Below are 22,121 nucleotides of genomic sequence, written 5' to 3'. Positions count from 1 at the left end.
TTCGCGTCCTCAGTCGCCGGTGGTGGGGTTGCCGTCGTGCGCGAGCTCAGGACGCTCGGCGGCGGCGTCCCGTCGGTGACCGGCGCGGACCACGAGGTGCGCCGCGATCGGGGCCGTCGCCAGCTGGAGCACCGCGATCAGCAGCAGCAGTCCGATCACCCCGGGGGTGCGGATGGCGAAGCCGGCACCGGCCATCAGCAGCAGGGTTCCCAGCACCTGCGGTTTGGCCGCCGCGTGGGCCCGGCTCATCAGGTCGGGGAACCGCAGGAGGGCGACACCGGCGAAGAGCGACATCGCCGCTCCCAGCACCAGCAGCACGGCGGCGATGACGTCGTAGGCGTTCACAGGCGGTCCGAGGGCAGCAGTTTGGCGACGGCGGCGGACCCGAGGAACCCGAGCACCGCCACGACCACGCCGATGACGAGGGTGGTGGCCGAGCGGTTGACCGCGGCGAGCAGCACGGTGACACCGACGACGATGGTCAGCAACACGTCGAGGGCGATGGCGCGATCGAGGGCACCCGGTCCACGGAGGAGCCGGTAGCCGGCCCCCAGCGCGCCGAGGGCGAACAGCACGCCCGCGACGATGAACGCGGCGGTCATCGCTTCTCCTTTTGCGACGGCACCTTCAGCCCGCCGCGCGGTTCGATGGCCCGCAGGATGCGTCGTTCCTGGTCGAGCACCGTCCGGTGCACGTCGTCGACGTCGTGGGTGCGGGTGTCGAGCACGTGGATGGTCAGTGTCCGGGCCTCCGGGTCGGCGTGCACGATGATGCTCCCCGGCACCAGCGACACCATCATCGCGGTGATGGTCTGCACCAGGTCGGAGCGGGTGGTCAACTGCACCTCGGTGATGGCGCTGCGGGGATGACCCGGCCGCACCGACAGCCAGGCCACCTGCGCGCTGCCCACCGTGACGTCGCCGAGGAAACGGCCGACCAGCGCCAGTAGGCGCAGCGGGTGCACCCCGACGACGAGCTCGACCGGCGGCAACGGGAACACCCACAGGGTGAGCGCGGCCACCCCGACGCCGACCAGCAGCAGCGCCGGGCTGAACGACCCCCACAGCGCGAACCACACCAGCAGCAGCCAGACCAGCGCGAACAGCCGAGACCGCAGGGCGCTCAGGGCCCGCCCGGTCACGGTGTGCCCCCGCCCGCCAGCGGGTCGACCCCGACGTCGGTGTTGCTCAGCACCGCCGTGATGTAGCGGTCCGGGTGCATCAGGTCGTCCCCGGCGCGGCTCGCGAGCCCGAACAGCGGCCCGGCGAACACGGTCAGCAGCAACCCCACCGTGACGGTCGCCGCGGTCGCGCCGAGCATCCCGGCGGGCAGCGATCGGGCCGCGGCGAGCCGCCGGCCGGACTCGCCCGAGGCCCGGCTGGAGCGGCCGCCGCCACCGGCGTCGACCCGGTCGGGGGCGTCCGCCGCCTCGCGCCAGAACGCCTGCCCCCACACCCGGACGATGGTGTAGAGGGTGAGCAGGCTGGTCAGCACCCCACCGACCACGCCGACGATCGCCGGCGTCGACCCGTTCTCCACGCCGGCCTCGAACAGGCCGACCTTGCCCAGGAAGCCGGAGAACGGCGGCACCCCGGCGAGGTTCATGGCCGGCAGGAAGAACAGCACGGCCAGCAGCGGCGACACCGCGGCGAGCCCACCCAGGCGCGCCAGCATCGTGGTGCCGGAGACGCGTTCGATCAGTCCCGCGGCCAGGAACAGCGCGGTCTGCACGAGGATGTGGTGCGCCACGTAGAACACCGACGCGCTCACTCCGGCCGCGGACGCCAGGCCGACCCCGTACAGCAGGTAGCCGATGTGCGAGACCAGCGTGAACGACAGCAGCCGCTTGATACCGGGCTGGGCGAGCGCACCGAGGATGCCGACGAGCATCGTCACCACCGCGATGCTGAGCAGCACCGGCTGCAGGCTGTCGCCCGGGAACAGTAGGGTCTGCACCCGCAGGATCGCGTAGATGCCGACCTTGGTGAGCAGGCCGGCGAAGACGGCCGTCACCGGCGCCGGCGCGTTCGGGTAGGAGTCGGGCAGCCAGCTCGACATCGGCCAGATGGCTGCCTTCACCCCGAAGGCGACGAGCAGCATCGACTGCAGGACGAGCACGATGCCGTCGGGGACGCCGCCGAGCTTGACCGCGAGGTCGGCCAGGTTGATGGTCCCGACGACCGTGTAGACCAGCGCGATCGCGCTCAGGAAGATGATCGACGACAGCAGCGAGACGACGATGTACGGCCCGCCGGCCTGCAGCCGCTCCTTCGTCCCGCCCAGGGTCAGCAGCACGTAGCTGGCGGTCAGCAGGATCTCGAACGACACGAACAGGTTGAACAGATCGCCGGCCAGGAAGGCGTTGGAGACGCCGGTGGCCAGGAGCAGGAACGCCGGGAAGAAGATGCTGACCGGGGTCTCGGTGGCGTCCCGGTCGGACTGGCCGGCCGCGATCGCGTAGACCAGCACGGCCAGCGTCACCAGCGTGGACACTACGAGCATCGACGCGGCCAGCCGGTCGGCGACCAGGGTGATGCCGATCGGTGCGCCCCAGCCGCCGATGTGCATCACCAGCGTGCCGTTCGCGTCGACCTGCAGCAGCATCACGATCTCGACGACGAGCTGTGCGACGAGCGCACCGACGCTGATCAGTCGCTGGGCCTGGGGTTGCCGGCCGAAGAGCAGCGCCAGAGCGGCGCCGAACATCGGCAGCATCACCGAGACGGGGAGCAGGGCGGTCATCAGTCGGCCTCCGCCGCGTTGCGCAGGGCCTCGACGTCCTCGGGACCCTCGGTGAGGTCGGCCGCGGTGGTCAGCTGGTAGTTGCGGTAGGCCATCGCCATCAGGAAGGTGGCCACCGCCAGGCTGATCACGATCGACGTGAGGATCAGCGCCTGCGGCAGCGGATCGGCGCTGTCGCCGCCCGGCTCGCCGACGATCGGCGCCGACCCCGCTCGGCCGCTGGACAGCAGCAGCAGGTTCGTGCCGTGCCCGACCAGCAGGAAGCCGAGCAGCACCCGGATCAGGTTGCGCGACATCATCAGGTAGAGACCGCACGCGAACAGCACGCCGATGGTCACGGCGACGACCGCGTTGGACGTCAGGACGTTCATCGCCGGGCTCCGCTCGAGATGATGGTCGACCCGGTGCGGTCGACGGTGGGTTGCTGGTCGAGGCCCGCACCGAGCGAGCGCAGCAGGTCCAGGACCACGCCGATGACCACCAGGTAGACGCCGATGTCGAAGAAGGTGGAGGTGACCAGCTTGAGGTCGCCGAGCACGGGGACGCTCGCCTTCCAGATCTCGCTCTGCAGTGCGGCGCCGCCGCTGACGACGCCGAACGCGGCGGTGACCACCGAGACGAGCACCCCCAGCCCGAGGACCCGGCCGACGTCCCAGGGGGCCGCTTCGCCGAGTTCGTAGGCGCCACCGGCGATGTAGCGCAGGGTGAGGGCGAGCCCGGCGACGAGGCCGCCGGCGAAACCGCCGCCGGGGGCGTCGTGGCCGGCGAAGAGCAGGTACACCGAGAAGACGATGAGCGTGTGGAACAGCAGCCGGCCGATGACCTCCAGCAGCAGCGAGGGCCGCTGGCTCCAGTTCGTGACCAGCCACGGCGACGGCCGGTCGACGCCGCTCTTCCCGGTCGATTTCGGGGCACGGGGCACCCGGCCCGTGCGGCGGGACACGAACACCAGGGAGGCGACACCGGTGGCCGCGGCGACCAGCACCAGCAACTCGCCGAAGGTGTCCCAGCCGCGGATGTCGACCAGGACGACGTTGACCAGGTTCGTGCCGCCGCCGAAGTCCTGGGCGGGTCCGGCCATCAGGTCCGACACCGGGGCCTGGGTCCGAACGCCGGGCAGGATGAGCGCGAAGGCGGTCATCAGCACACCGACGGCGATCGCCAACGCGAGCCGGACACCGTTGCCCCGCCGGTTCTGGTGCAGGGCGGTGTCGGGCAGCCGCCGCAGCAGCAGCACCGCAGCGACCAGGGTGACCGTCTCCACCAGCAGCTGGGTGAGGGCGAGGTCGGGGGCGCCGCGGGTGACGAACACCACGGCCACCAGGTAGCCGATGCCGCCGACGAACAGCACGGCGGTCAGCCCCCGGCGGCAGCGCAACACCACGACCGCGAGCAACGCGATCGCCCCGCACAGGGCCAGCTCGACGGGGGACTCGAGCGGTCCGCGGACCGGACCGGGCCCGACCCCCGAACGGATGAGCAGCGAGCCCGGGAAGACCAGCAGCACGACGAGGATCGCGCCGAGCGAGACGGGCAGCGACCCGCGCTGGGTGGCCGACGTCAGCCGCCGGGCGAAGCGCAGGACACCGCCGGTCAGCACCCGGTAACCGGCGCCCGGCTCACCACCGGGGGTCGCGAGCTCGGTACCCTCGCGGCGGCGCTGCAGCGCGAACACCGCGCCGCCGAGGAGCCACACCACGATCGAGATCAACAGGGCGGGGGTGATGCCGTGCCACAGTGCGAGCGCGTCGTCGTGGACCTCGCCGGCGGTCTGCGCGTACGTGGCGACCAGCGGTTCGACCAGGGAGGGCACCACACCGAAGAGCAGACCGACCGCGGCCAGCACGCCGGTCGGGACCGTCATCGACGCCGGCAGCGTCATCCGGTCGGTGGTCGGCAGCCAGCGCTTCGTGCCGAACGCGCCCCAGATGAAGCGGGCCGTGTAGGCGACGGTGAGCACCGAGCCCAGGATCATCCCGCCGAGCCCGACGACGCCCCAGCCGCCGGCCTCGAGCAGCCCGGTGATGCCGGCCTCCTTGGCGACGAAGCCCACCAGCGGCGGCAGTCCGGCCATCGAGAGACCGGCCACCACGGCCACCGTGCACAGCACGGGGTGCGCCCGGCCGAGGCCGCTGAGCTCGGTGAGCTTGCGGGTCCCGGCGCCGGTGTCGATGAGTCCGACGACGAAGAACAGTGACGCCTTGAACGCGGCGTGGGCGATGAGCATCGCCAGGGCGGCGAGCAGCAGATCGGCGGTGCCGGCCCCGATCAGCAGGGTGATCAGGCCGAGCTGGGACACGGTGCCGTAGGCCAGCAGCAGCTTGAGGTCGCGTTGCCGCAACGCGACCACGGCGCCGTAGACCATCGTCCCGACACCGAGGGTGACCAGCACCGGCGCCCACACCGGGCTCAGCGCGAAGGCCGGGGCCAGCCGGGCGAACAGGTACACGCCCGCCTTGACCATCGTCGCGGCGTGCAGGTAGGCGCTCGCCGGGGTGGGTGCGGCCATGGCACCCGGCAGCCAGAACGAGAACGGGATGATGGCCGACTTGCTGAGGCCACCGATCAGCAACAGCGCGACGGCGACGTCGACGACCGTGCCCACCGGTGGGGCGGCGATGATCTCGCTGAGCCGGAAGGTGCCGGCGTGCACCCCGAGCAGGATGGCCCCGACGAGCATGACCAGCCCGCCGGCGGACGTGACGACGAAGGCCTGCGCGGCCGAGCGGCGGGTCGACAGCGTGCGGTAGCGCAGCCCGATGAGCAGGTAGGACAGCAGGCCGGTGAGCTCCCAGGCGATGACCAGCAGGACGAGGTTGTCGGCCAGCACCACACCGAGCATCGCGCCGGCGAAGGCCAGCAGCAGACCGGTGTAACGGGGGAGACCGTCGTCGTCGGCGGGGAAGTACCGCGAGGAGTAGACGAGCACGCCCGCGCCGATCGCGGTCACCACGACGGTCATGATCGCCGACAGCGCATCCCAGCGGACGTCCAGCGCCAGCGACAGGGCGGGCACCCAGTCCAGCCGGTACGCCCACCCGCCGTCGAGGGCCGCGGGCAGCTGCGTCAGCGCCGCGGCGCACGTCGCGGCGGGCAGCAGCGCCAGGGCCGGCAACGCCGCCCGGTCGAAGCGGCGGACCAGCGGGACGGCCGCGACGGCGGCGACGGGGAACCCGACGACGAGCCACAGCAGCAGCGAGAAGCCTGTTGCCGCAGGCTGGGTCATCGGTCTCCCGTTCATTCCGTGTCGTGTGACAGTTCCGGCGTGGGGGCGTGCGGGCGGGTCGGGGCGGTGCGCGCGGGCCGGAGTGATCCGGACACGCCGCAACGAGCCCGTCCAGGACAGCCGGGACGGACGCGGTTACCGGTAAAGACGACTTTACCGAAAGAGAGGGTGTCCGGACGAACCGGTGCCCCGTTCCGTCAGTGCCCCGTCGGGTTGTGCGGTACCGCCCGTGCAACCGGGATCACGTCGCGGGGGAGGTCGCCCCCGGGTGGCGGGGGGTCAGCCCGGGTCGAGCGGCAACAGCTGCCGCTCGTCGATCTCCACGACCTTGGCCACCCGCCGCCGGTACTTCTCGTCGGTCAGCCACTCGGTGGTGATCCAGGCGCGGACGATCTCCAGAGCCAGCGCCGAGCCGATGATCTTGCCGCCGAGGCACAGCACGTTGGTGTTGGAGTGTGAACGGGCCAGCGTCGCGCAGAACGGGTCCTGGCAGACCGCGGCGTACACGCCGCGCACCTTGTTGGCGATCATCGCGCTGCCGTACCCGACCCGTCGACGAAGATCCCGCGGTCGAACTCCCCGCGGCCGACGGCCAGTGCCGCCGGGTACACGAAGTCGGGCAGGTCGCAGGCCTGCTCGTCGGGTGGCCCGAAGTCGGTCGTCTCGTGGCCGAAGGCGTGCAGCACCCCGGCGATCTCCCGCTTCAGCGGATACCCGGCGTGGTCACCGGCGAGTGCGATGCGCATGGACCCACTATGGACCGACGGGACGGTACCGGCACCCGGGCGCGGCACCGGTCGTACCGTGGGGGCAGCTCAGCCGCTCGCCCTGCACCGCCGCTCGCACCGCAACGCCGCCGCACGCTCCGCCCCACCGCACCGCGCCGCCCCGCCGCCAACCGCCGCTCCGCCGCCAACCGCCGCTCCGCCGCCAACCGCCGCTCCGCCGCCAACCGCCGCTCCGCCGCTCCGCCGCCAACCGCCGCTCCGCCGCACCGCCGCTCTGTACTGCACCGTCGCTCGCCCCGCACCGTCGCTCGCCCCGCACCGCTGCTCGCCCCGCACCGCCGTGCCGTCCCCTCCCGCCGAAAGCGAGGCCGTCAATGACCGTCCTGAGTCCGGTGTCCGATCCCCGCGCGGCGGAGCCCGCGCCCACCGAGAGCCTGATCGGCCTCCGGGTCAACGGCGCCGACCACGAACTCGCCGTCGACCACCGCACCTCGCTGCTCGACGCGCTCCGCGACGGCCTGGCGTTGACCGGGACCAAGAAGGGCTGCGACCACGGCCAGTGCGGCGCCTGCACCGTGCTGCTCGACGGTGACCGCATCAACTCCTGCCTGCAGCTCGCGGTGGCCGTCGGCGACCGCGAGGTGACGACCATCGAGGGGCTGGCCGGCGACGATGCCCTGCACCCGGTGCAGCAGGCGTTCCTGGACCACGACGGCTACCAGTGCGGCTACTGCACACCGGGCCAGATCTGTTCGGCGGTGGGCGCCCTCGCCGAGGCCGACCGCGGCTGGCCCAGCCACGTCACCCCGCCGGACGACCCGGGACCGGCGTCCGCCGCGGCGCTGTCGGCCGACGAGATCCGGGAACGCATGTCGGGCAACCTGTGTCGCTGCGGGGCCTACGTCAACATCGTCGCCGCGGTCCAGCAGGCGGCCGCCGGTCGCGTCACCGGGGACGACCTCGCATGAGGCCCTTCGCCTACGACCGGGCCACGTCGCCGAGCGCCGCGGTCGCCGCCGTGACCGCCGCCGGTCCCGACACCGTGTTCCTCGGCGGCGGGACCAACCTCGTCGACCTGATGCGCCTCGGGGTCGCCCGCCCCGCCGCGGTCATCGACGTCTCCGGTCTGCCGCTGGACGCCGTCGACACCCTCTCCGACGGCGGGACGCTCATCGGCGCGGCGGTGCGCAACAGCGTGCTGGCCGCCGACCCGGACCTGCGCCGTGCGTACCCCGTGCTGTCGCAGGCGCTGCTGGCCGGCGCGTCCGGTCAGATCCGCACGATGGCCACGGTCGGCGGGAACCTGTTGCAGCGCACCCGGTGCGGTTACTTCAACGACATCACCAAGCCGTGCAACAAGCGCGAGCCCGGCACCGGCTGCCCGGCCCGGACCGGGGTGCACCGCGACCTCGCCGTCATCGGCCACAGCGACGCGTGCATCGCCACCCATCCGTCCGACATGGCCGTGGCGCTGAGTGCGCTGGACGCCCGCGTCCACGTACTGGGCGTCGGGGGACCGCGGGTGCTGGGGCTGGACGACTTCTACCGGCTCCCGGGTGACGCCCCGAAGTGGGACACCACGCTGCGGCACGGTGAGCTGATCACCGGTGTCGAGCTGCCGCCGCCGTCGGAGCTGACCCGCCGGTCGACCTACCGCAAGGCCCGTGACCGCGCCTCCTACGCCTTCGCCGCCGGTGCCGTCGCCGCGGCGGTCACCGTCGACGGCGGCACCGTCACCGACGCCCGGATCTCCTTCGGTGCCATCGCCCACCGGCCCTGGCGGGCGCGCCTCGCCGAGGCCGCCCTCATCGGCGGACCGACCGACGCGGCCGCTCTGGGGGCCGCACTCGACCGCGAGCTCGACCACGCCGCACCGCTGCCCGACAACGCGTTCAAGGTCCCGCTCAGCCGCCGGCTCGCGGTCTCGGCGCTGCTCGGACTCATCGGCGGCACCCGATGACCGCGACCGTCGGACGCGCACTCGGCACGCCGCGGGTGGAAGGTCCGGACAAGGTCACCGGCGCGGCCCGGTACGCCGCCGAACACCACGTCGACGGGCTCTGCCACGGCTGGATCCACGGGGCGCGGATCGCCCGGGGCCGCGTGCTGGGCGTCGATGTCGACGCCGCGATGGCCACACCCGGTGTGCTGGCGGTGTTCTGGCACGGCAACGCCCCACGGCTGTCGAAGTCCTTCGACGCGATGACCGATGTCCTCCAGTCCGCCGAGGTGGCCTTCCGCGGTCAGGTGGTCGCCCTGGTCGTCGCCGAGACCCCGGAGGTCGCCCGCGAGGTGGCGACGACCCTGCACGTCGAGTACGCCACGGAGGCCCACGACGTCGTCCTCACCGACGGACATCCCGGGCTGTACACCCCGAAGCGGGTCAACGGTTTCGAGGACGGTGACAGCGTCGTCGGCGAACCGGAGGCGGAGCTCGCTGCGGCGCCGGTCGTGATCGACGCCCACTACACGACCCCGGCCGAGCACAACAATCCGATGGAACCGCACGCGACCGTCGCGCAGTGGTCCGACGGCGGGCTCACCGTGCACGACTCCAACCAGGGCGGGGTCGCCGTCCAGGCGTTCCTGGCCAAGATCTTCCTCGTCAAGCCCGGGAAGATCCGGGTGCTCAACCACCACGTCGGCGGCGGGTTCGGGTCCAAGGGCACGCCGCGCCCCGGCACCGTGCTCGCGGCGATGGCGTCCCGTGAACTCGGGCGGCCGGTCCGGGTGGTGCTGACCCGGCAGCAGCTGTTCGACCTCGTCGGCTACCGCACCCCCACCCGGCAGCGGGTGCGGCTCGGTGCCGGTACCGACGGTCGCCTGCGGGCGATCACCCACGAGGCGCTCTCCCAGTGCAGCACCCGTGCCGAGTTCGTGGAGCAGTCGGCCGCCGGCACCCGGGTGATGTACGCCGCCCCCCACCGCCGCACCACGCACCAGGTGGTCGAGCTCGACGTGCCGATGCCGTCGTGGCTGCGCGCCCCCGGTCACGCGCCGGGGATGTTCGCGCTCGAGTCGGCGATGGACGAGCTGGCGGTGGAGCTCGGGATGGACCCGGTGGAGCTGCGGCGGATCAACGAACCCACCCGCGACCCGGAGAAGGACATCCCGTTCTCGTCGCGGAACCTGCTGGCCTGCATGGATTCCGGAGCGCAGCGGTTCGGCTGGGACCGGCGGGTGCCGGAAGTCGGGGCGCACCGCGACGGCGCCTGGGTGATCGGCCACGGCATGGCCGCGTCCACCTACCCGGTGCTGGCGGTGCCGTCGGTGGCGAAGGTGATGGTCGACACCTCCGGGCGGTACGTGGTGGCGATCAACGCCACCGACATCGGCACCGGCGCCCGGACCGCACTGCGCACCATCGCCGCCGAGGAGCTCGACGTCCCCGCCGACCGCATCGTCGTGATGATCGGTGACACCCGGCTGCCGATGGCCACCATCGCCGGCGGCTCGATGGGCACCGCGTCGTGGGGGTGGGCGGTCAGCAAGGCCTGTCGCAAGCTGCGGGCGAAGATCGCCCGGACCGGAATCCCCGAGGGTGGGCTGTCGGCGAAGGGCAACACCGCGCTCGACGTCGTCCGGTTGCCCAAGCAGTCCCGGCACGCCTTCGGCGCGCAGTTCGTCGAGGTGCGGGTGCACTCCGACACCGGTGAGGTCCGGGTGCCGCGGATGGTCGGGGTGTTCGCCGCCGGGCGGATCGTCAACCCGGTCACCGCCCGCTCCCAGTTCCTCGGCGGGATGACGATGGGGGTCTCGATGGCGCTGCACGAACACGGGGTGATGGATCCGCAGTTCGGTGACCACGCCAACCACGACCTCGCGACCTACCACGTCGCCGCCAACGCCGACATCGGCGAGATCGACGTCTCCTGGCTCGACGAGGTCGATCCCGACGTCAACGGCCCCGGCGTCAAAGGCATCGGGGAGATCGGCATCGTCGGCACCGCGGCCGCGGTGGCCAATGCGGTGTTCAACGCGACGGGGGTGCGGGTCCGCGACCTGCCCGTCAAGCTGGACAAGCTGCTGACCTGACGCGGGCGGACGGCGGTGGCGGTCGGTTACCGTGCCCCGGTGACGTCCGCCGATCCCGCCGGCCTCGGCCCCGCCCGGCTGCGCCGCGCCCGCATCGCGGTGTCGCTGCTGTTCTTCACCAACGGTGCCATCCCCGGGAACCTCATCCCGCGGTTGCCCGCGGTGAAGTCCGAGCTCGGCCTGAGCAACGCCGCCTACGGGGTGGCGATCGCCGCCGGCCCGATCGGCGCCCTGGTGTCGGCGCTGTTGGCCGGCGTGCTGATCCGTCGCTTCCGGTCGTCCCGGGTGGCCGTGGCCGGGATGATCGCCTCCGCCGCGTTCGTCGTCCTCGCGGGTGCGGCACCGGTCTGGTGGGTGCTGGCGGTGGCCATGTTCGCGGCCGGTGCGCTGGACGCGGTGGTGGACGTCGGCCAGAACTCCCACGGACTGCGGGTGCAGCGGCTGTACGGGCGGTCGATCCTGAACTCGTTCCACGCGGTGTGGAGCGTCGGCGCGCTGACCGGTGGGCTGATGGGCGGCGCCGCCGCCGCGCTGGATCTGCCGCTGACACTGCACCTGGCGATCTCCGGCGTGCTGCTGGCCGGGGTGAACGTCGTCTGTCTCCGCTTCCTGCTGCCCGGGCCGGAGCCGGTGACGCCGCGCGCCGACCCGGCGGAACCGGGGTCGGCGCGCCGCGCCGCGGTCCGGCCGGCCGTCTGGCGGGCGCTGCTCGCGCTGGGTGTGATCGCCATCGCGGCCTCCATCGTCGAGGACGCCGGCAACACGTGGGCGGCGGTGTACCTGTCCGATTCGCTGGGCGCGGTGCCCGCGGTCGCCGCATTCGGCTTCGTCTCGCTGGCGGGTGCGCAGTTCGTCGGCCGGCTCGTCGGTGACCGGATGGTCGACCGCTTCGGCCGCCGGACGATGGCGCGGGCCGGCGGGCTGATCACCGGCACCGGAATGGGGACGGCGCTGATGTTCCCGAGCGTGCCCGGGTCGATCGTCGGGTTCGGCCTGGCCGGCTTCGGGATCGCCACCCTCATCCCGGCGGCCTCCACACCGCCGACGAGCTGCCCGGGTTCCGGCCGGGCACCGCCATCGGCCTGCTGAACTGGATGATGCGCCTCGGGTTCCTGGTGTCGCCGCCACTGGTCGGGGTGGTCGCCGACGCCACCAGCCTGCGCTGGGGGCTGCTCATCGTGCCGCTGTCCGGCCTGCTCGTGGTGCTGCTGGCCGGTGTCCTGCCGCGCCGGCCGCCACCCACCGAGCGCATCGTCGCAGCGGGCTGACCAGCGTCAGGGTGCGGCGTCGGTGGCGATGCGCTCGAGCCAGACGTGCAGCAGCTGCCGCTCGGCGGGGACCAGGGCGGTGCTCTCGGGCAGCAGCGCCTGCAACGCGGTCGCGGCGGCGGCCGGTGAGGCGTCCCGGGACGGCGCGTCGGTGGTGATCGCGGTGAGTGTCGACTCGCGCGCCAGCGCGCTCAACCCGGGATCGCGGTCGGCGACCGGGGTGTCCAGGAGCGTGAGAACGACACCGCGGTTGGTCGCCTGCATCAACGACTGGGCCCGCCCGGCGGGCACCGCCAGCCGCCCGGCCCGGGCCACCGCCAGGATCTTCTCCCGCAGCAGATCGTGACCCCAGCGCACGGCCGGCCCGCGGTCGGTCCGGGCGTAGGCGATGCGGTAGGCGTCGGGCTGGTCGAGACCGAACTGCACCGCGTCGTCCCAGCCGCTGCGGAGCGCCTCCACCGGGTCCGAGGGCGCGGCGCCGGTGCTCTTGTGTGCCACCCAGTCGGTCAACGCGCGCTCGGCGGCGGCGTCCAGCAGCCCGTCCTTGTCACCGAACTGCCGGTAGATCGCCGGGGCCTGCACACCCGCCCGGGCGGTCACGGCCCGGGTCGACACCGCGTCGGCGCCGCCCTCCCGCAGCAGGTCCAGCACGGCGCGCAGGATCCGCTCGCGGGCGGGCACGTCGGGATCAGTCACGCCACCGATGCTACCAAATCGGTGATAGCGTAGCTACTACAGCGCTACCGACAATTGGGTAGCAGCGCTATCAGGAGGTTGACGATGATCGTGGTGACCGGAGCCGTCGGCCGACTCGGGGGAGCGGTCGTGACCGCACTGCTCGAACGGCTGCCCGCCGACAGCATCGGTGTCAGTACGACGCGACCGGACGAGCTCGCCACGCTGAGCGGGCGTGGTGTCCGGGTGCGGCACGGCAGCTACGACGATCCGGCGTCGCTGCGGGAGGCCTTCGCGGGCGCCGACCGGCTGCTGATCGTGTCCGCCCCGCGGCACGGCGCCGCCGCGATCGACGCGCACCGGGCGGCTCTCGACGCGGCCCGGGACGCCGGTGTGGGACGCGTCTTCTACACCAGCCACGTCGGCGCGGACGCACTGTCGCCGTTCCCGCCGGCCGTGACCCACGCGACCACCGAGGTGCTGTTGCGCGAGAGCGGGGTGCCGTTCACCGCACTGCGCAACGGCTTCTACGCCGACACCCCGCTACGGCTGCTGCGGACGGCGGTGCAGACCGGCGAGCTGAGAGTGCCGGTGGACGCTCCGATCTCGTGGACGGCGCACCGCGACCTCGCGCCGGCGATCGCCATGCTGCTCGCCGACCCAGCCGTCGACACCGCCACCGTGAACCTGACGGCGGGCGAGGCGACGGACTGTGCAGGCCTCGCCGACGTCGCCGCGGCGGTGCTGGATCGGCCGATCCGCCATGTGGTGCTCGACGACGAGGACTACCGCGCGGAGCTGACCGCGGCCGGCGTGCCCGAGCTGGGCGTCACCATGATGCTGGGCATCTTCCGCGCGTCCCGGCAGCGCCACCTCGGGATCGTGGACCCGGCGATGGCGGCGTTGATCGGCCGCCCCACGACCACGGTCGGGGCGCTGCTCGCGGAGGAGCTGCCCGCGGACGTCCGGACCTGACCGCGGGGTGCGGAATCCGAGCCCAGCGGCGCTGCCGCCTCGGAGGACGGGGCCGCCGGTTCAAACGCGGACGGTCAGCACCGATCCGGGCGGCACGGTGTCGTGGGCGAGGATGCGCGGCGGCAGGCCGGGCCGGCGGGTCGTCACGGTGACCCGCATCGGTCGATCGGTGCGGTCGGCCACGCGGGCGGTACCGGTCGGACCGGGGGCGCATGCGGCGACCGACAGGGCGAGGGTGCCGTCGGCGTCGGTGGTCACGGTGACGAGCTGACCGGCGCGGACGGCGACGCGGTCGGCCGTGACGCCGCCGGTGCCGGCGTCGATCTGCAGGGTAGTGGCGGGGGAGTGCGGCAGGTCGGTGGCCGACGCGGTGCCGGTGCCGAGGACGGCGAGCCCGACGGTCGCCATCCCGATGACGACGACGCCGGCGATGCGGCGGATGCGGTGTTCCATCATGGCTCCTCGGACAGGTTCGGGCTGGTGGGCTCGACTCTCGTCCGCGAGGCGGTGGCCGGGTGTCCGGTCACCGGCGGAGCGTCCGGGGGATCGTGCGGTCCACCGGTCAGGGGACCGCGCCGGTCAGTTCTGCTGCTGCTCCTGCTCGTTGCTGCGGCGCCACCGGATGCCCGCCTCGACGAATCCGTCGATGTCGCCGTCGAACACCGCACCCGGGTTGCCGACCTCGAAGTTCGTCCGGAGGTCCTTGACCATCTGGTACGGGTGCAGCACGTAGGAGCGCATCTGGTTTCCCCAGGAGCTGCCGCCGTCCTTGAGGGCGTCCATGGTCGCCTTCTCCTCCTGGCGGCGGCGCTCGAGCAGCTTGGACTGCAGCACCGTCATCGCCGACGCGCGGTTCTGGATCTGCGACCGCTCGTTCTGGCAGCTCACCACGATGCCGGTGGGCAGGTGGGTGATCCGGACCGCGGAGTCGGTGGTGTTGACGCCCTGGCCTCCGGGGCCCGACGAGCGGTAGACGTCGACCCGAAGCTCCTTCTCGTCGATGTCCACCACGTCGGTGGAGGCCACGACGGGCAGCACCTCGACGCCGGCGAACGACGTCTGACGGCGGCCCTGGTTGTCGAAGGGGGAGATGCGGACCAGCCGGTGGGTGCCCTGCTCGACGGAGAGGGTGCCGTAGGCGTAGGGGGCCTTGACCTCGAACGTGGTCGACTTGATGCCGGCCTCCTCGGCGTAGGAGGTCTCGTAGATCTCGGTGGCGTAGTGGTGACGCTCGGCCCAGCGCAGGTACATCCGCTGCAGCATCTCGGCGAAGTCGGCGGCGTCCACCCCGCCGGCCTCGGACCGGATGGTGACCAGCGCGTCGCGGACGTCGTACTCACCGGACAGCAGGGTGCGGACCTCGAGGGCCTCGATGTCGCCGTGCAGCGTCCTCGCCTCGGTGCGGGCCTCCTCGAGCGTGTCGGGGTCCTCGTCGCCGAGCTCGTACATCACTTCGAGGTCGTCCAGCCGTGAGCGCAGGTCCTGGATGCGCTTGAGCTCGGCCTGGGTGTGCGACAGCGCGGAGGTCACCTTCTGGGCGCTGTCCACGTCGTTCCACAGGTCGGGGGCGCTGGCCTGCTCCGACAGCTCGGCGATCTTCGCGTTCATCGCCTCGACGTCCAGCGCGTTCTCGATGCTGGTCAGCGTGGTGTCGAGGGCCTTGAGGTCTGCGGAATCGTCGGGATGCACGTCGAGGAAGTCTACGCGTCCGGCTGTGCGGCCCGGGTCGGACGAGCGCGGCCACCGCCGGGTGGTCGCCGTCGACCTTTCACCCGGCACGGTGGACTCTCGCTGGTCGCGACCCGCGGTGGGTATCCGATCGGCAGGAACCTTTCCGCTCGAGTCGAGGAGCACCATGAAGACGGCCGTCTCGGTCACGTTGGGCGCACTGCTGCTGGTCGCCGGTATAGCACTGCTGGTCCTGCCCGGCCCGGGGTTCGTGCTGATCGCCGCCGGGCTCGCGCTGCTGGCCACCCGCTTCGACTGGGCGAAGAAGCCGCTGGACTACGCCAAGGACAAGGCGCAGCAGGGCATCGACGAGGTCAAGGACTCCAAGGTCAAGGCGGGCCTGGCGTTGGCCTGCGCTCTCGCGCTGGTGGTGCTGGGCATCCTGGGCGTGGCAGGCGTGAAGCTGCCGTTCCTCAACACGCTGTCGGCGATCGTGCTGATCCTGAGTGGTCTGTTCCTGGTCGGCACCGTGATCTACGCGCGGATGCAGCGCAACCAGGCTCCGCGCTCGCTGATCTGAGCCCTCACGGACGGACCGCTCGCTGATCTGAGCCCGTACGGACGGACCGCTCGCTGATCGGCGCCCTCTCGGACGAACGCCGCGCCGCTCAGCGCGCTTTCGGACGAACGCTGCGCCGCTCAGCGCGCTTCGCGGACGAATGCTGCGCCGCTCAGCGCGTTTCCCGGAACTCCCCGACGTGCAGGGTGAACACGCCGGTGATGGTGTTCGCCGCGGTGAGGTCGGCCGGCAGCAGGGGCAGCACGAGCGGCACGGTGATGCAGACGTCGTAGACGGCACCGGGACTGAGGTCGGGTCGGCGGGCCGGGGCCGTGGCGCAGTCGGCGCCGGTGGCGACGTAGTGCAGCCGGACCCCGCCGGTCGCCAGGTTCTGATCGGCCAGGGTCTGCCGGGCGGCAGCGAGCGCACGAGCCTCACCCGTGGTGGCGCTGGGGGCGTTGTCGAGCAGCCGGGCGGCGTCACGGGCGGCCTGGGCGGCGGCGAAGGTGGTGGCCTGCACGGTGAGCGCGGACATGGCGATGTAGAGCACCGGGATCATCACCAGCACGCCGAGCACGAGGAACTCCAGGACCGCGCGACCCCCGTCGGCCGGCGCGGCGCGGTGGCGTCCGGACGGCTGCAGTCCGTCCCCGCATCGTCCGGACGGCCGCTGTCCGACCCGATGTTGTCCGGGTGGCCGCTGCCCGGCCCGGCATCGTCCGGGCGGCCGCTGTCCGACCCGGTGGCGTCCGGTCACCCGACGATCCCCTCGCGCGCCGAGTGTCCGACCGCGGTGACCGCGGGCAGCACACCGTCGAGCAGCCCGACGAGTCCGGGGGCGGGCACGGTGCACCGGACCTCGGTCATCACCGCGGTGCCGGACCGGGTGCACACCAGCGAGCCGCGGACCCCGCCGATGACCCCGTCACCCAGGTGGTCCGCCACCCGTCGGGTCACGTCGAACGACGAGACCTCTGACAGCCCGGCATATCTCGCGGCCTCGGCGGCGGCGGACCCGAGGATGTGCCGGGTGTAGATCCACAGGCAACCCTGTACGACGGCGAAGAACAGCAGGATCAGCACGACACCGACCATGGCGAACTCGGCCACCGCCGATCCCCGGTCGGCCCGGTCCGCGGCCCGGTCGGGGCGGACGTTCATCGGCGGCGACGGCTCACTTGATCGAGTCGAACGCGGTCTTCACCGCGTCGGTGACCTGACCCCGGAAGACCGCCAGCAGGCCGACCACGACGATCGCGGTCATCAACGTGATCATCACCCAGCCCGGCACGTCGCCGCGGTCGCCGTCGCGGTCGCGGTCGTCACGGTCGTCGGCGGTGCGGGTGCCGAGAGCGGTGAGGCCGGCGAGCAGGGTGAGCGTGACGCGGGTGACGGCGATCTGGGCGCGGTGCGACATGGGGGTCCTTCCGGGTGGGTGCGGGTGCATGACGGGTCAGCCCGCCACCGTGGTGATGGCGACGAGGCCGGGGTAGAGGGCGAAGACGATCGTGATGGGCAGCACCAGGAAGACGACGGGCACCATCATCCCGATCTCCTTGCGGCCGCCGGCCTCCATCAGCTGCCGCTTGGAGAGGGCGCGGACGTCGGCGGCCTGGGCGCGGAGCACGTCGGCGAGCGGGGTGCCGCGTTCGATGGCGACGGCCATCCCGTCCAGGAAGCGGGCGAACGGTTCGAGCCGGGTGCGGTCGCGGACGGTGGTGACGGCCTCGAGGAACGGTGTGCCGGAGCGGGTGTCGGCCAGGATGCCCGCGAGTTGCCCGACCAGTGGGCCGTGCGCGAGGTGGGTGATGCGTTCGATGGCGCCGCTGGGTCCCTCACCGGCGGTGACGGCGAGGGCGAGCATCTCGGCGACCACCGGGAACTCGGCGAGGATCTCGGCGTCGCGGGTGCGGACCTGGCGGGTGAGCCACTGGTCGCGGGCGAGGACCCCGACGACGGCGCACAGCAGCACCAGGACACCGACGCCGACCGGATTGGCCTCACCGGCCACCAGGGCCAGGACGCCGAGACCGAGCCCGCCGAGCAGTCCGATCGCCCCCCACACCACCTGCTCGGCGCGGAAGTCCTCGACGGTCAGTGGCGAGTTCAGCGCGGCCAGTCGGCGGCGGACCGACACCTGACCGCCGACGATGCGGTCCAGTCGGTTGACCAGGTCCTTCAGCAGCGGCACCGAGAGCCGTTGCAGCACCGACGCCGGCCCGGTCGGTACGGGCGCGGCCAGCAGCCGTGACGGTGGCGGGGCGTCGGCCAGGTACGGGGCGATGCGGTCGGACAGTGTGAGCCGGCGCATCGGCGGCGACGAGGCGACCGCGAGCAGCAGGCCCAGACCGGCCAGGCCACCGAGGACGGCGCCGGTGACGACGAGGTTCACCGGAGCACCCGCCGCTCTTCCGGGAGCCGGCCGATGCGCATCATGAGGCGGTAGGCGAACACCGAGACGGCGGCGCCCGCGGCCAGGATGACGATGCCGGTGGGGGAGTCGTAGGCGGTGAGGGTCTGCTGCTGGGTCGCCAGCAGCAGCAGGATCAGCCATGGTGCGCTGACCGCGACCCGGGCCGCGTTCACCGACCAGGACTGCCGGGCCATCAGTTCGCTGCGGGTACGGGCGTCGTCGCGGAGGAAACCGGACAGGGTGCTGAGCAGCCGCCCCAGGTCGGTGCCGCCGACCTCCCGGGCGACCCGCAGCGACTCGCAGACCCGGTCGCCGGTCGGGTCGGACAGGGCGGCCTTGAGCCGGTCGATCGAGTCGTTGAACCGACCGGTGGCGCGGTAGTCGGACCCGAACTGCCGGAACGGTTCCCGGATGGCCTCCGGTCCGCGGGTGCCGACCGACGCCAGGGCCTCCGGCAGCGAGAGCCCGGCCCGCACGCCGGAGGTCAGGTTGTCCACGACCTCCGGCCAGACCTCCCGCAGCTCGGACTGGCGCCGGTTGCGCAACCGCGACACCATCAGCCGCGGCACCATCGCGCCGAACACGGCGAACACGGTGGACACGGCCAGCGACGTGGTGACCACGAAGACCACGGCCAGCCCGACGACGCCGCCGAGCACCTGCAGCAGGACGAGCTGGGTGGGGTTGACTCCGGTCAGGCCGGCCTGGGCCAGTTTCTCGCGGGTGCGGTGACCGCGGCGGGGTGCCGATGCGGTGGCGCGGGGGCGGCTGAACGCACTCCAGATCAGCAGCAGGCCCAGCCCGGCCACCAGCCCGATGACGGCTCCCACCATGCCCCCCGGGTCGCTTTCGTCGCAGCGCCGGCCGGCGCTGTGGCGGGATCGGCGTCGCCGGTCACCGCAGCTCAGTATCACTCATTCGGCCCGAGCCGAACGGGGAATCCGAAAGGTGTGGACAACCTGAGCAGGCCGAACGGGTGAAGCAACGTCGAGCGGCCCGCTGGAGGTCACGCTTCGTGACGGCAATCGATGGTCGGTCACCGTCTGCCCGGGGCATCCGCCCTCACCGGTACGCCGGGTCGACCGTCGGTGCGCCGGGTCGGCCGCCGGCGCCAGACAGTCACCGTGCGTAAGGACCCGTCGACGGTGCTCCCGGTCGAGCGCCGAGCCGGGCGCAGGCGCACCAACTCGACTGCCGGTTCGCCGGGCCGGCCACCTCTGCGCCGGGTGGACCGCCGGTGCGCCGGGTCGAGCGCCGGGCCGGGGCAGGCGCGCCAGTTGGACTACCGGTGCGCCGGGCCGGCCACCTGTGCGCCGGACCGACCACCTGGAAGCCGGGTCAGCCGCCGCGCCGGGCGCAGCGCACCAGTTCAACTGCCGGTGCGCCGGGCCACCTGGAGCGCCGGGTCAGCCGGTACGCCGGGTCGACCGCCGGCGCGCCCATCCAGCCGACCCTGCGCGCCGGGTCGACCACAGGTCGCCAGGGCCGGCCACCGGTGCGCCAGGTCAGCACCGTGTGCCGGGTCCGCCGCCAGTGACCGGGTCAGCCGCCGGTGCGCCCCCGGTCGAGCCAGGAGGTCTCGACCTCGCTCGCGGGCACCGGCCGAGACCAGAGGTAGCCCTGGGCCGAGCGGCAGCCGAGCTGCTCGGCCAGCGCCGCCTGCTCGACGGTGGCCACGCCTTCGATGGTGACGGCCAGGCCGAGGTCGGCGGCCATCCCGGTCACCGCCCGGGTCACCGCGTTGCCCACCGGCGTGCCCAGCGCCACCGCCATCACGCGATCGATCTTGATGCCGTCGACCGGCAGTCGCAGCAGGTACTCCAGCGACGACCACCCGGTGCCGAAGTCGTCCATCCACACGGTGAACCCGAGCGCCTGCAGCTCCCGGACGAACGCGCCGTCGGAGTGGTGGGCGGCCAGCCGGACGGTCTCGGTGAGCTCCAGGTCCACCGACGACGCCGATGCGCCCGTCCCGGCCAGGGTGGCCCGGACGGTGTCCCGCCAGTCCGGGCGGTCGAACTGGCGGCTGGACATGTTGACGCCCATCCGCAGGTCCGGGACCCGCCCGGTCCAGCGCGCCAGGTCGGTCAGCGCCTGCCGCATGATGCTGTGGTCCAGCTCGACGATGAGGTCGCTGTCCTCGGCGAACGGCACGAAGGTGTTCGGGTCCAGCCAGCCAAGCGTCGGATGGTCCCAGCGCGCCAGCGCCTCGAACCCGATCAGCCGCCCGTTGCCCAGCTCGATGACCGGCTGGTACCAGGGCACGATGGCTCCGCCCCGGATGGCGTCCGCGATCTCGGCGCCGACCACTCCGGGCTGCAGCCGTTGCTCGTGCAGCCGGCGCATGAGGTCGAGCTGGTCCTCGACGATGCGGCCGAAGTCCGCGAGCCGGTTGACGTCGTCGGGGGCGACGGGGTGCGACCGCGGGTCCAGCACGCACAGCGAGCCGATGATCATCGATTCCCGACCGGTGAGGGGTACCCCGATGTAGGTGCCCACGTCCCCGCTGTCCACGTGCGGCACGTGGGCGAAGCGGTCGTCGTGCACGGCGTCCGCGGTGACCACCGGTCCGCCGCTGCGGACAATGGCGTCGCAGATCGTCTGTGCGCGCGGCAGCACGCTCCCCGCCGGAACGCCGACGGCGCTGATCACGTGCAGTTCGTGCTCGTCGACGATCGTCACCATCGCGACGGGGAACCGGAGGGTGCGCGCGGCGATCATCACCGTGGTCTCCAGGCTCGACGCGTGCGCGCTGGCGTCGAGGTAGTGGCGGGCAGACCGGGTCTGCCGGCGGGAGGTCTCGGTCATGCGCACAGCATGAGGCATCCGGACGCGCTGTTCGGTCGAAAGTGGCAATCCGTCGGTGTCGAAGACCTCGGAGCGCGGTGATCTGGGCGGCAGACGCTCGTCCGTGACCCGTGAGGGTGACCATGCAGTGGGTTGTCACCCCGGGGGTGACGTCACGGTCACCCGCGCAACGGCCGTAGGTGTGGCCGACCTTGCCCCTGGGTAGACCGGCGGATGCGCGACGGGACGCCGATGGAGACAGCCCACGCCCGCCGGCGCACTTCGGAGGACACCATGGAGATCACCCGCGACGAAATCGTCGGACACCTCGAGCAGGCCGGTCGCACCGAGGACGCGGCCCGCGCCCGCACCGAGCTGCCGGAGTCGTTCGACATCGAGAACCCGCCCGCCCTCGTCACCGAGCTGGGTGTGGACCCCAAGCAGCTGCTCAGCGACATCAACAGCGGCGCCGGCGACGTCCCTGACGGCGTCGGCGAAGCCGGTGGCCTGCCCGGTGTCCGTACCTGATCCAGGCCCGGTCAACGGGGGAGCAGCGGCTCCAGCCGGGCCCACTGCCCGACGGTGACGAAGGACGGGTTGGCGATCCGGGGCTGCCGCAGCACCTCCAGATCGCCCAGTCCGGCCGCGGCGAGCGTGACGACGTCGACCGACGTGTCCCAGACGTCCAGCCGCAGCGGGACGTACCGGCCGTCCGGTCCCGGCGGAGTGGCCGGTCCCGCCACCACGCCCCGGCCGCGCAGCCCACGCGGCCACCGCCGGTCCGTTCCGGTCAGCCAGAGCAGCACCGGCTGACCGGGGGCGAAGAGGTCGCTGCGGTAGTTCGACGCCACACACCAGCGCTCCACGCCCTCGTCGCGGAGCCGCGCCGGGTCCGTCAGCCGGGGGTTGCAGGTCAACACCCAGGCGCCCAGGGAGGCGGCCGTGACGGCGGACGTGGTTGCAGCCATGCCGGCTGTTGTACCCGCCCACCCGGACCGGCACCGCACCCGATCACCCGCCCACCCGGACCGGCACCGCACCCGAT

22 protein-coding genes and 2 pseudogenes are annotated in these 22,121 nt (G+C 72.7%); 7 read left to right on the top strand and 17 right to left on the bottom strand.

What is annotated here, in order from left to right:
* Window positions 1–9: 9 nt before the first annotated feature.
* From mnhG to DB033_RS07960, 7 genes and pseudogenes are all read right to left on the bottom strand, one after another.
* Complete coding sequence (mnhG, locus tag DB033_RS07990) at window positions 10–345, bottom strand: monovalent cation/H(+) antiporter subunit G (protein ID WP_111766221.1); 336 nt, start codon at window positions 343–345, stop codon at window positions 10–12.
* On the bottom strand, window positions 342–602 hold the full coding sequence (locus DB033_RS07985) for an MrpF/PhaF family protein (protein ID WP_111766220.1): 261 nt from the start codon (window positions 600–602) through the stop codon (window positions 342–344). Before DB033_RS07985 ends, mnhG begins: the two co-directional genes overlap by 4 nt.
* A complete protein-coding gene (locus tag DB033_RS07980; RefSeq protein ID WP_111766219.1) occupies window positions 599–1,141 on the bottom strand; it encodes a Na+/H+ antiporter subunit E in 543 nt (180 codons plus the stop codon). Before DB033_RS07980 ends, DB033_RS07985 begins: the two co-directional genes overlap by 4 nt.
* On the bottom strand, window positions 1,138–2,742 hold the full coding sequence (locus DB033_RS07975; RefSeq protein ID WP_111766218.1) for a Na+/H+ antiporter subunit D: 1,605 nt from the start codon (window positions 2,740–2,742) through the stop codon (window positions 1,138–1,140). Before DB033_RS07975 ends, DB033_RS07980 begins: the two co-directional genes overlap by 4 nt.
* Window positions 2,742–3,113, bottom strand: coding sequence for an NADH-quinone oxidoreductase subunit K (locus tag DB033_RS07970; protein ID WP_111766217.1), 372 nt, complete (start codon window positions 3,111–3,113; stop codon window positions 2,742–2,744). Before DB033_RS07970 ends, DB033_RS07975 begins: the two co-directional genes overlap by 1 nt.
* The gene (locus DB033_RS07965) at window positions 3,110–5,968 is read right to left on the bottom strand and encodes a Na+/H+ antiporter subunit A (protein WP_111766216.1); all 2,859 of its coding nucleotides are present in this window, start codon (window positions 5,966–5,968) and stop codon (window positions 3,110–3,112) included. Before DB033_RS07965 ends, DB033_RS07970 begins: the two co-directional genes overlap by 4 nt.
* Window positions 5,969–6,247: 279 nt before the next feature.
* Window positions 6,248–6,714, bottom strand: a pseudogene (locus DB033_RS07960) (RpiB/LacA/LacB family sugar-phosphate isomerase).
* A gap of 356 nt (window positions 6,715–7,070) precedes the next feature.
* Between DB033_RS07960 and DB033_RS07955 the strand changes: the two are divergent.
* From DB033_RS07955 to DB033_RS07940, 4 genes and pseudogenes are all read left to right on the top strand, one after another.
* Window positions 7,071–7,664, top strand: coding sequence for a 2Fe-2S iron-sulfur cluster-binding protein (locus DB033_RS07955; RefSeq protein WP_111766215.1), 594 nt, complete (start codon window positions 7,071–7,073; stop codon window positions 7,662–7,664).
* Window positions 7,661–8,656 (top strand): FAD binding domain-containing protein, encoded by a 996-nt coding sequence (locus tag DB033_RS07950; protein ID WP_111766214.1) that lies wholly within the window; start codon window positions 7,661–7,663, stop codon window positions 8,654–8,656. Before DB033_RS07955 ends, DB033_RS07950 begins: the two co-directional genes overlap by 4 nt.
* On the top strand, window positions 8,653–10,731 hold the full coding sequence (locus tag DB033_RS07945) for a xanthine dehydrogenase family protein molybdopterin-binding subunit (RefSeq protein WP_111766213.1): 2,079 nt from the start codon (window positions 8,653–8,655) through the stop codon (window positions 10,729–10,731). The genes DB033_RS07950 and DB033_RS07945 overlap by 4 nt, the downstream gene beginning before the upstream one ends.
* A gap of 39 nt (window positions 10,732–10,770) precedes the next feature.
* A pseudogene (locus DB033_RS07940) lies at window positions 10,771–11,999 on the top strand (MFS transporter).
* 6 nt (window positions 12,000–12,005) lie between these two features.
* Here the strand turns inward: DB033_RS07940 and DB033_RS07935 are convergent.
* Window positions 12,006–12,695, bottom strand: coding sequence for a TetR/AcrR family transcriptional regulator (locus DB033_RS07935; RefSeq protein ID WP_111766212.1), 690 nt, complete (start codon window positions 12,693–12,695; stop codon window positions 12,006–12,008).
* A gap of 84 nt (window positions 12,696–12,779) precedes the next feature.
* Between DB033_RS07935 and DB033_RS07930 the strand changes: the two genes are divergently transcribed.
* Complete coding sequence (locus tag DB033_RS07930; RefSeq protein WP_111766211.1) at window positions 12,780–13,649, top strand: NmrA family NAD(P)-binding protein; 870 nt, start codon at window positions 12,780–12,782, stop codon at window positions 13,647–13,649.
* Window positions 13,650–13,709: 60 nt separating this feature from the next.
* On the opposite strand, the gene DB033_RS07925 is transcribed toward DB033_RS07930, so the two are convergent.
* Together DB033_RS07925 and prfB are read right to left on the bottom strand one after the other, a co-directional pair.
* Complete coding sequence (locus DB033_RS07925) at window positions 13,710–14,102, bottom strand: hypothetical protein (protein ID WP_157970572.1); 393 nt, start codon at window positions 14,100–14,102, stop codon at window positions 13,710–13,712.
* 126 nt (window positions 14,103–14,228) lie between these two features.
* Window positions 14,229–15,338, bottom strand: coding sequence for a peptide chain release factor 2 (gene prfB, locus DB033_RS07920; protein WP_205843713.1), 1,110 nt, complete (start codon window positions 15,336–15,338; stop codon window positions 14,229–14,231).
* Between the two features lie 166 nt (window positions 15,339–15,504).
* Between prfB and DB033_RS07915 the strand changes: the two genes are divergently transcribed.
* A complete protein-coding gene (locus DB033_RS07915) occupies window positions 15,505–15,897 on the top strand; it encodes a PGPGW domain-containing protein (protein ID WP_111766208.1) in 393 nt (130 codons plus the stop codon).
* 151 nt (window positions 15,898–16,048) lie between these two features.
* Here the strand turns inward: DB033_RS07915 and DB033_RS07910 are convergent, their stop codons facing one another.
* The 6 genes from DB033_RS07910 to DB033_RS07885 form a co-directional block, all read right to left on the bottom strand.
* The gene (locus tag DB033_RS07910) at window positions 16,049–16,453 is read right to left on the bottom strand and encodes a hypothetical protein (RefSeq protein ID WP_111766207.1); all 405 of its coding nucleotides are present in this window, start codon (window positions 16,451–16,453) and stop codon (window positions 16,049–16,051) included.
* Between the two features lie 176 nt (window positions 16,454–16,629).
* Entirely contained in the window at window positions 16,630–17,037 is a 408-nt protein-coding gene (locus DB033_RS07905) for a TadE family protein (RefSeq protein WP_111766206.1), read from the bottom strand.
* A gap of 13 nt (window positions 17,038–17,050) precedes the next feature.
* Entirely contained in the window at window positions 17,051–17,293 is a 243-nt protein-coding gene (locus DB033_RS07900) for a hypothetical protein (RefSeq protein WP_111766205.1), read from the bottom strand.
* Window positions 17,294–17,329: 36 nt separating this feature from the next.
* On the bottom strand, window positions 17,330–18,268 hold the full coding sequence (locus DB033_RS07895; protein ID WP_111766204.1) for a type II secretion system F family protein: 939 nt from the start codon (window positions 18,266–18,268) through the stop codon (window positions 17,330–17,332).
* Window positions 18,265–19,122: a type II secretion system F family protein gene (locus DB033_RS07890; RefSeq protein WP_240615785.1), complete on the bottom strand. Its 858-nt coding sequence runs from the start codon at window positions 19,120–19,122 to the stop codon at window positions 18,265–18,267. The genes DB033_RS07895 and DB033_RS07890 overlap by 4 nt, the downstream gene beginning before the upstream one ends.
* Before the next feature lie 709 nt (window positions 19,123–19,831).
* Window positions 19,832–21,097, bottom strand: coding sequence for a sensor domain-containing phosphodiesterase (locus DB033_RS07885; protein WP_157970571.1), 1,266 nt, complete (start codon window positions 21,095–21,097; stop codon window positions 19,832–19,834).
* A 231-nt stretch (window positions 21,098–21,328) separates the two neighbouring features.
* Between DB033_RS07885 and DB033_RS07880 the strand changes: the two genes are divergently transcribed.
* Window positions 21,329–21,604: a hypothetical protein gene (locus DB033_RS07880; protein ID WP_157970570.1), complete on the top strand. Its 276-nt coding sequence runs from the start codon at window positions 21,329–21,331 to the stop codon at window positions 21,602–21,604.
* An 11-nt stretch (window positions 21,605–21,615) separates the two neighbouring features.
* Here DB033_RS07880 and DB033_RS07875 read toward each other — a convergent pair whose 3' ends face one another.
* On the bottom strand, window positions 21,616–22,044 hold the full coding sequence (locus tag DB033_RS07875) for a hypothetical protein (protein WP_111766201.1): 429 nt from the start codon (window positions 22,042–22,044) through the stop codon (window positions 21,616–21,618).
* Between the last annotated feature and the right edge of the window lie 77 nt (window positions 22,045–22,121).

Origin of the sequence: Nakamurella deserti, from assembly GCF_003260015.1 — a bacterium.
In the GTDB taxonomy this organism is placed as follows: Bacteria; Actinomycetota; Actinomycetes; order Mycobacteriales; family Nakamurellaceae; genus Nakamurella; species Nakamurella deserti.
This window is presented reverse-complemented; position numbering and strand designations above follow the sequence as displayed.

What these genes read in the sequence shown, in the direction of transcription:
- DB033_RS07985 (WP_111766220.1), bottom strand. Translation starts at nt 602, where the DNA reads ATGACCGCCGCGTTCATCGTCGCGGGCGTGCTGTTCGCCCTCGGCGCG.
- DB033_RS07975 (WP_111766218.1), bottom strand. Translation starts at nt 2,742, where the DNA reads ATGACCGCCCTGCTCCCCGTCTCGGTGATGCTGCCGATGTTCGGCGCC.
- DB033_RS07970 (WP_111766217.1), bottom strand. Translation starts at nt 3,113, where the DNA reads ATGAACGTCCTGACGTCCAACGCGGTCGTCGCCGTGACCATCGGCGTG.
- DB033_RS07965 (WP_111766216.1), bottom strand. Translation starts at nt 5,968, where the DNA reads ATGACCCAGCCTGCGGCAACAGGCTTCTCGCTGCTGCTGTGGCTCGTC.
- DB033_RS07955 (WP_111766215.1), top strand. Translation starts at nt 7,071, where the DNA reads ATGACCGTCCTGAGTCCGGTGTCCGATCCCCGCGCGGCGGAGCCCGCG.
- DB033_RS07950 (WP_111766214.1), top strand. Translation starts at nt 7,661, where the DNA reads ATGAGGCCCTTCGCCTACGACCGGGCCACGTCGCCGAGCGCCGCGGTC.
- DB033_RS07945 (WP_111766213.1), top strand. Translation starts at nt 8,653, where the DNA reads ATGACCGCGACCGTCGGACGCGCACTCGGCACGCCGCGGGTGGAAGGT.
- DB033_RS07930 (WP_111766211.1), top strand. Translation starts at nt 12,780, where the DNA reads ATGATCGTGGTGACCGGAGCCGTCGGCCGACTCGGGGGAGCGGTCGTG.
- DB033_RS07925 (WP_157970572.1), bottom strand. Translation starts at nt 14,102, where the DNA reads ATGGAACACCGCATCCGCCGCATCGCCGGCGTCGTCGTCATCGGGATG.
- DB033_RS07915 (WP_111766208.1), top strand. Translation starts at nt 15,505, where the DNA reads ATGAAGACGGCCGTCTCGGTCACGTTGGGCGCACTGCTGCTGGTCGCC.
- DB033_RS07905 (WP_111766206.1), bottom strand. Translation starts at nt 17,037, where the DNA reads ATGAACGTCCGCCCCGACCGGGCCGCGGACCGGGCCGACCGGGGATCG.
- DB033_RS07900 (WP_111766205.1), bottom strand. Translation starts at nt 17,293, where the DNA reads ATGTCGCACCGCGCCCAGATCGCCGTCACCCGCGTCACGCTCACCCTG.
- DB033_RS07890 (WP_240615785.1), bottom strand. Translation starts at nt 19,122, where the DNA reads ATGGTGGGAGCCGTCATCGGGCTGGTGGCCGGGCTGGGCCTGCTGCTG.
- DB033_RS07885 (WP_157970571.1), bottom strand. Translation starts at nt 21,097, where the DNA reads ATGACCGAGACCTCCCGCCGGCAGACCCGGTCTGCCCGCCACTACCTC.
- DB033_RS07880 (WP_157970570.1), top strand. Translation starts at nt 21,329, where the DNA reads ATGGAGACAGCCCACGCCCGCCGGCGCACTTCGGAGGACACCATGGAG.
- DB033_RS07875 (WP_111766201.1), bottom strand. Translation starts at nt 22,044, where the DNA reads ATGGCTGCAACCACGTCCGCCGTCACGGCCGCCTCCCTGGGCGCCTGG.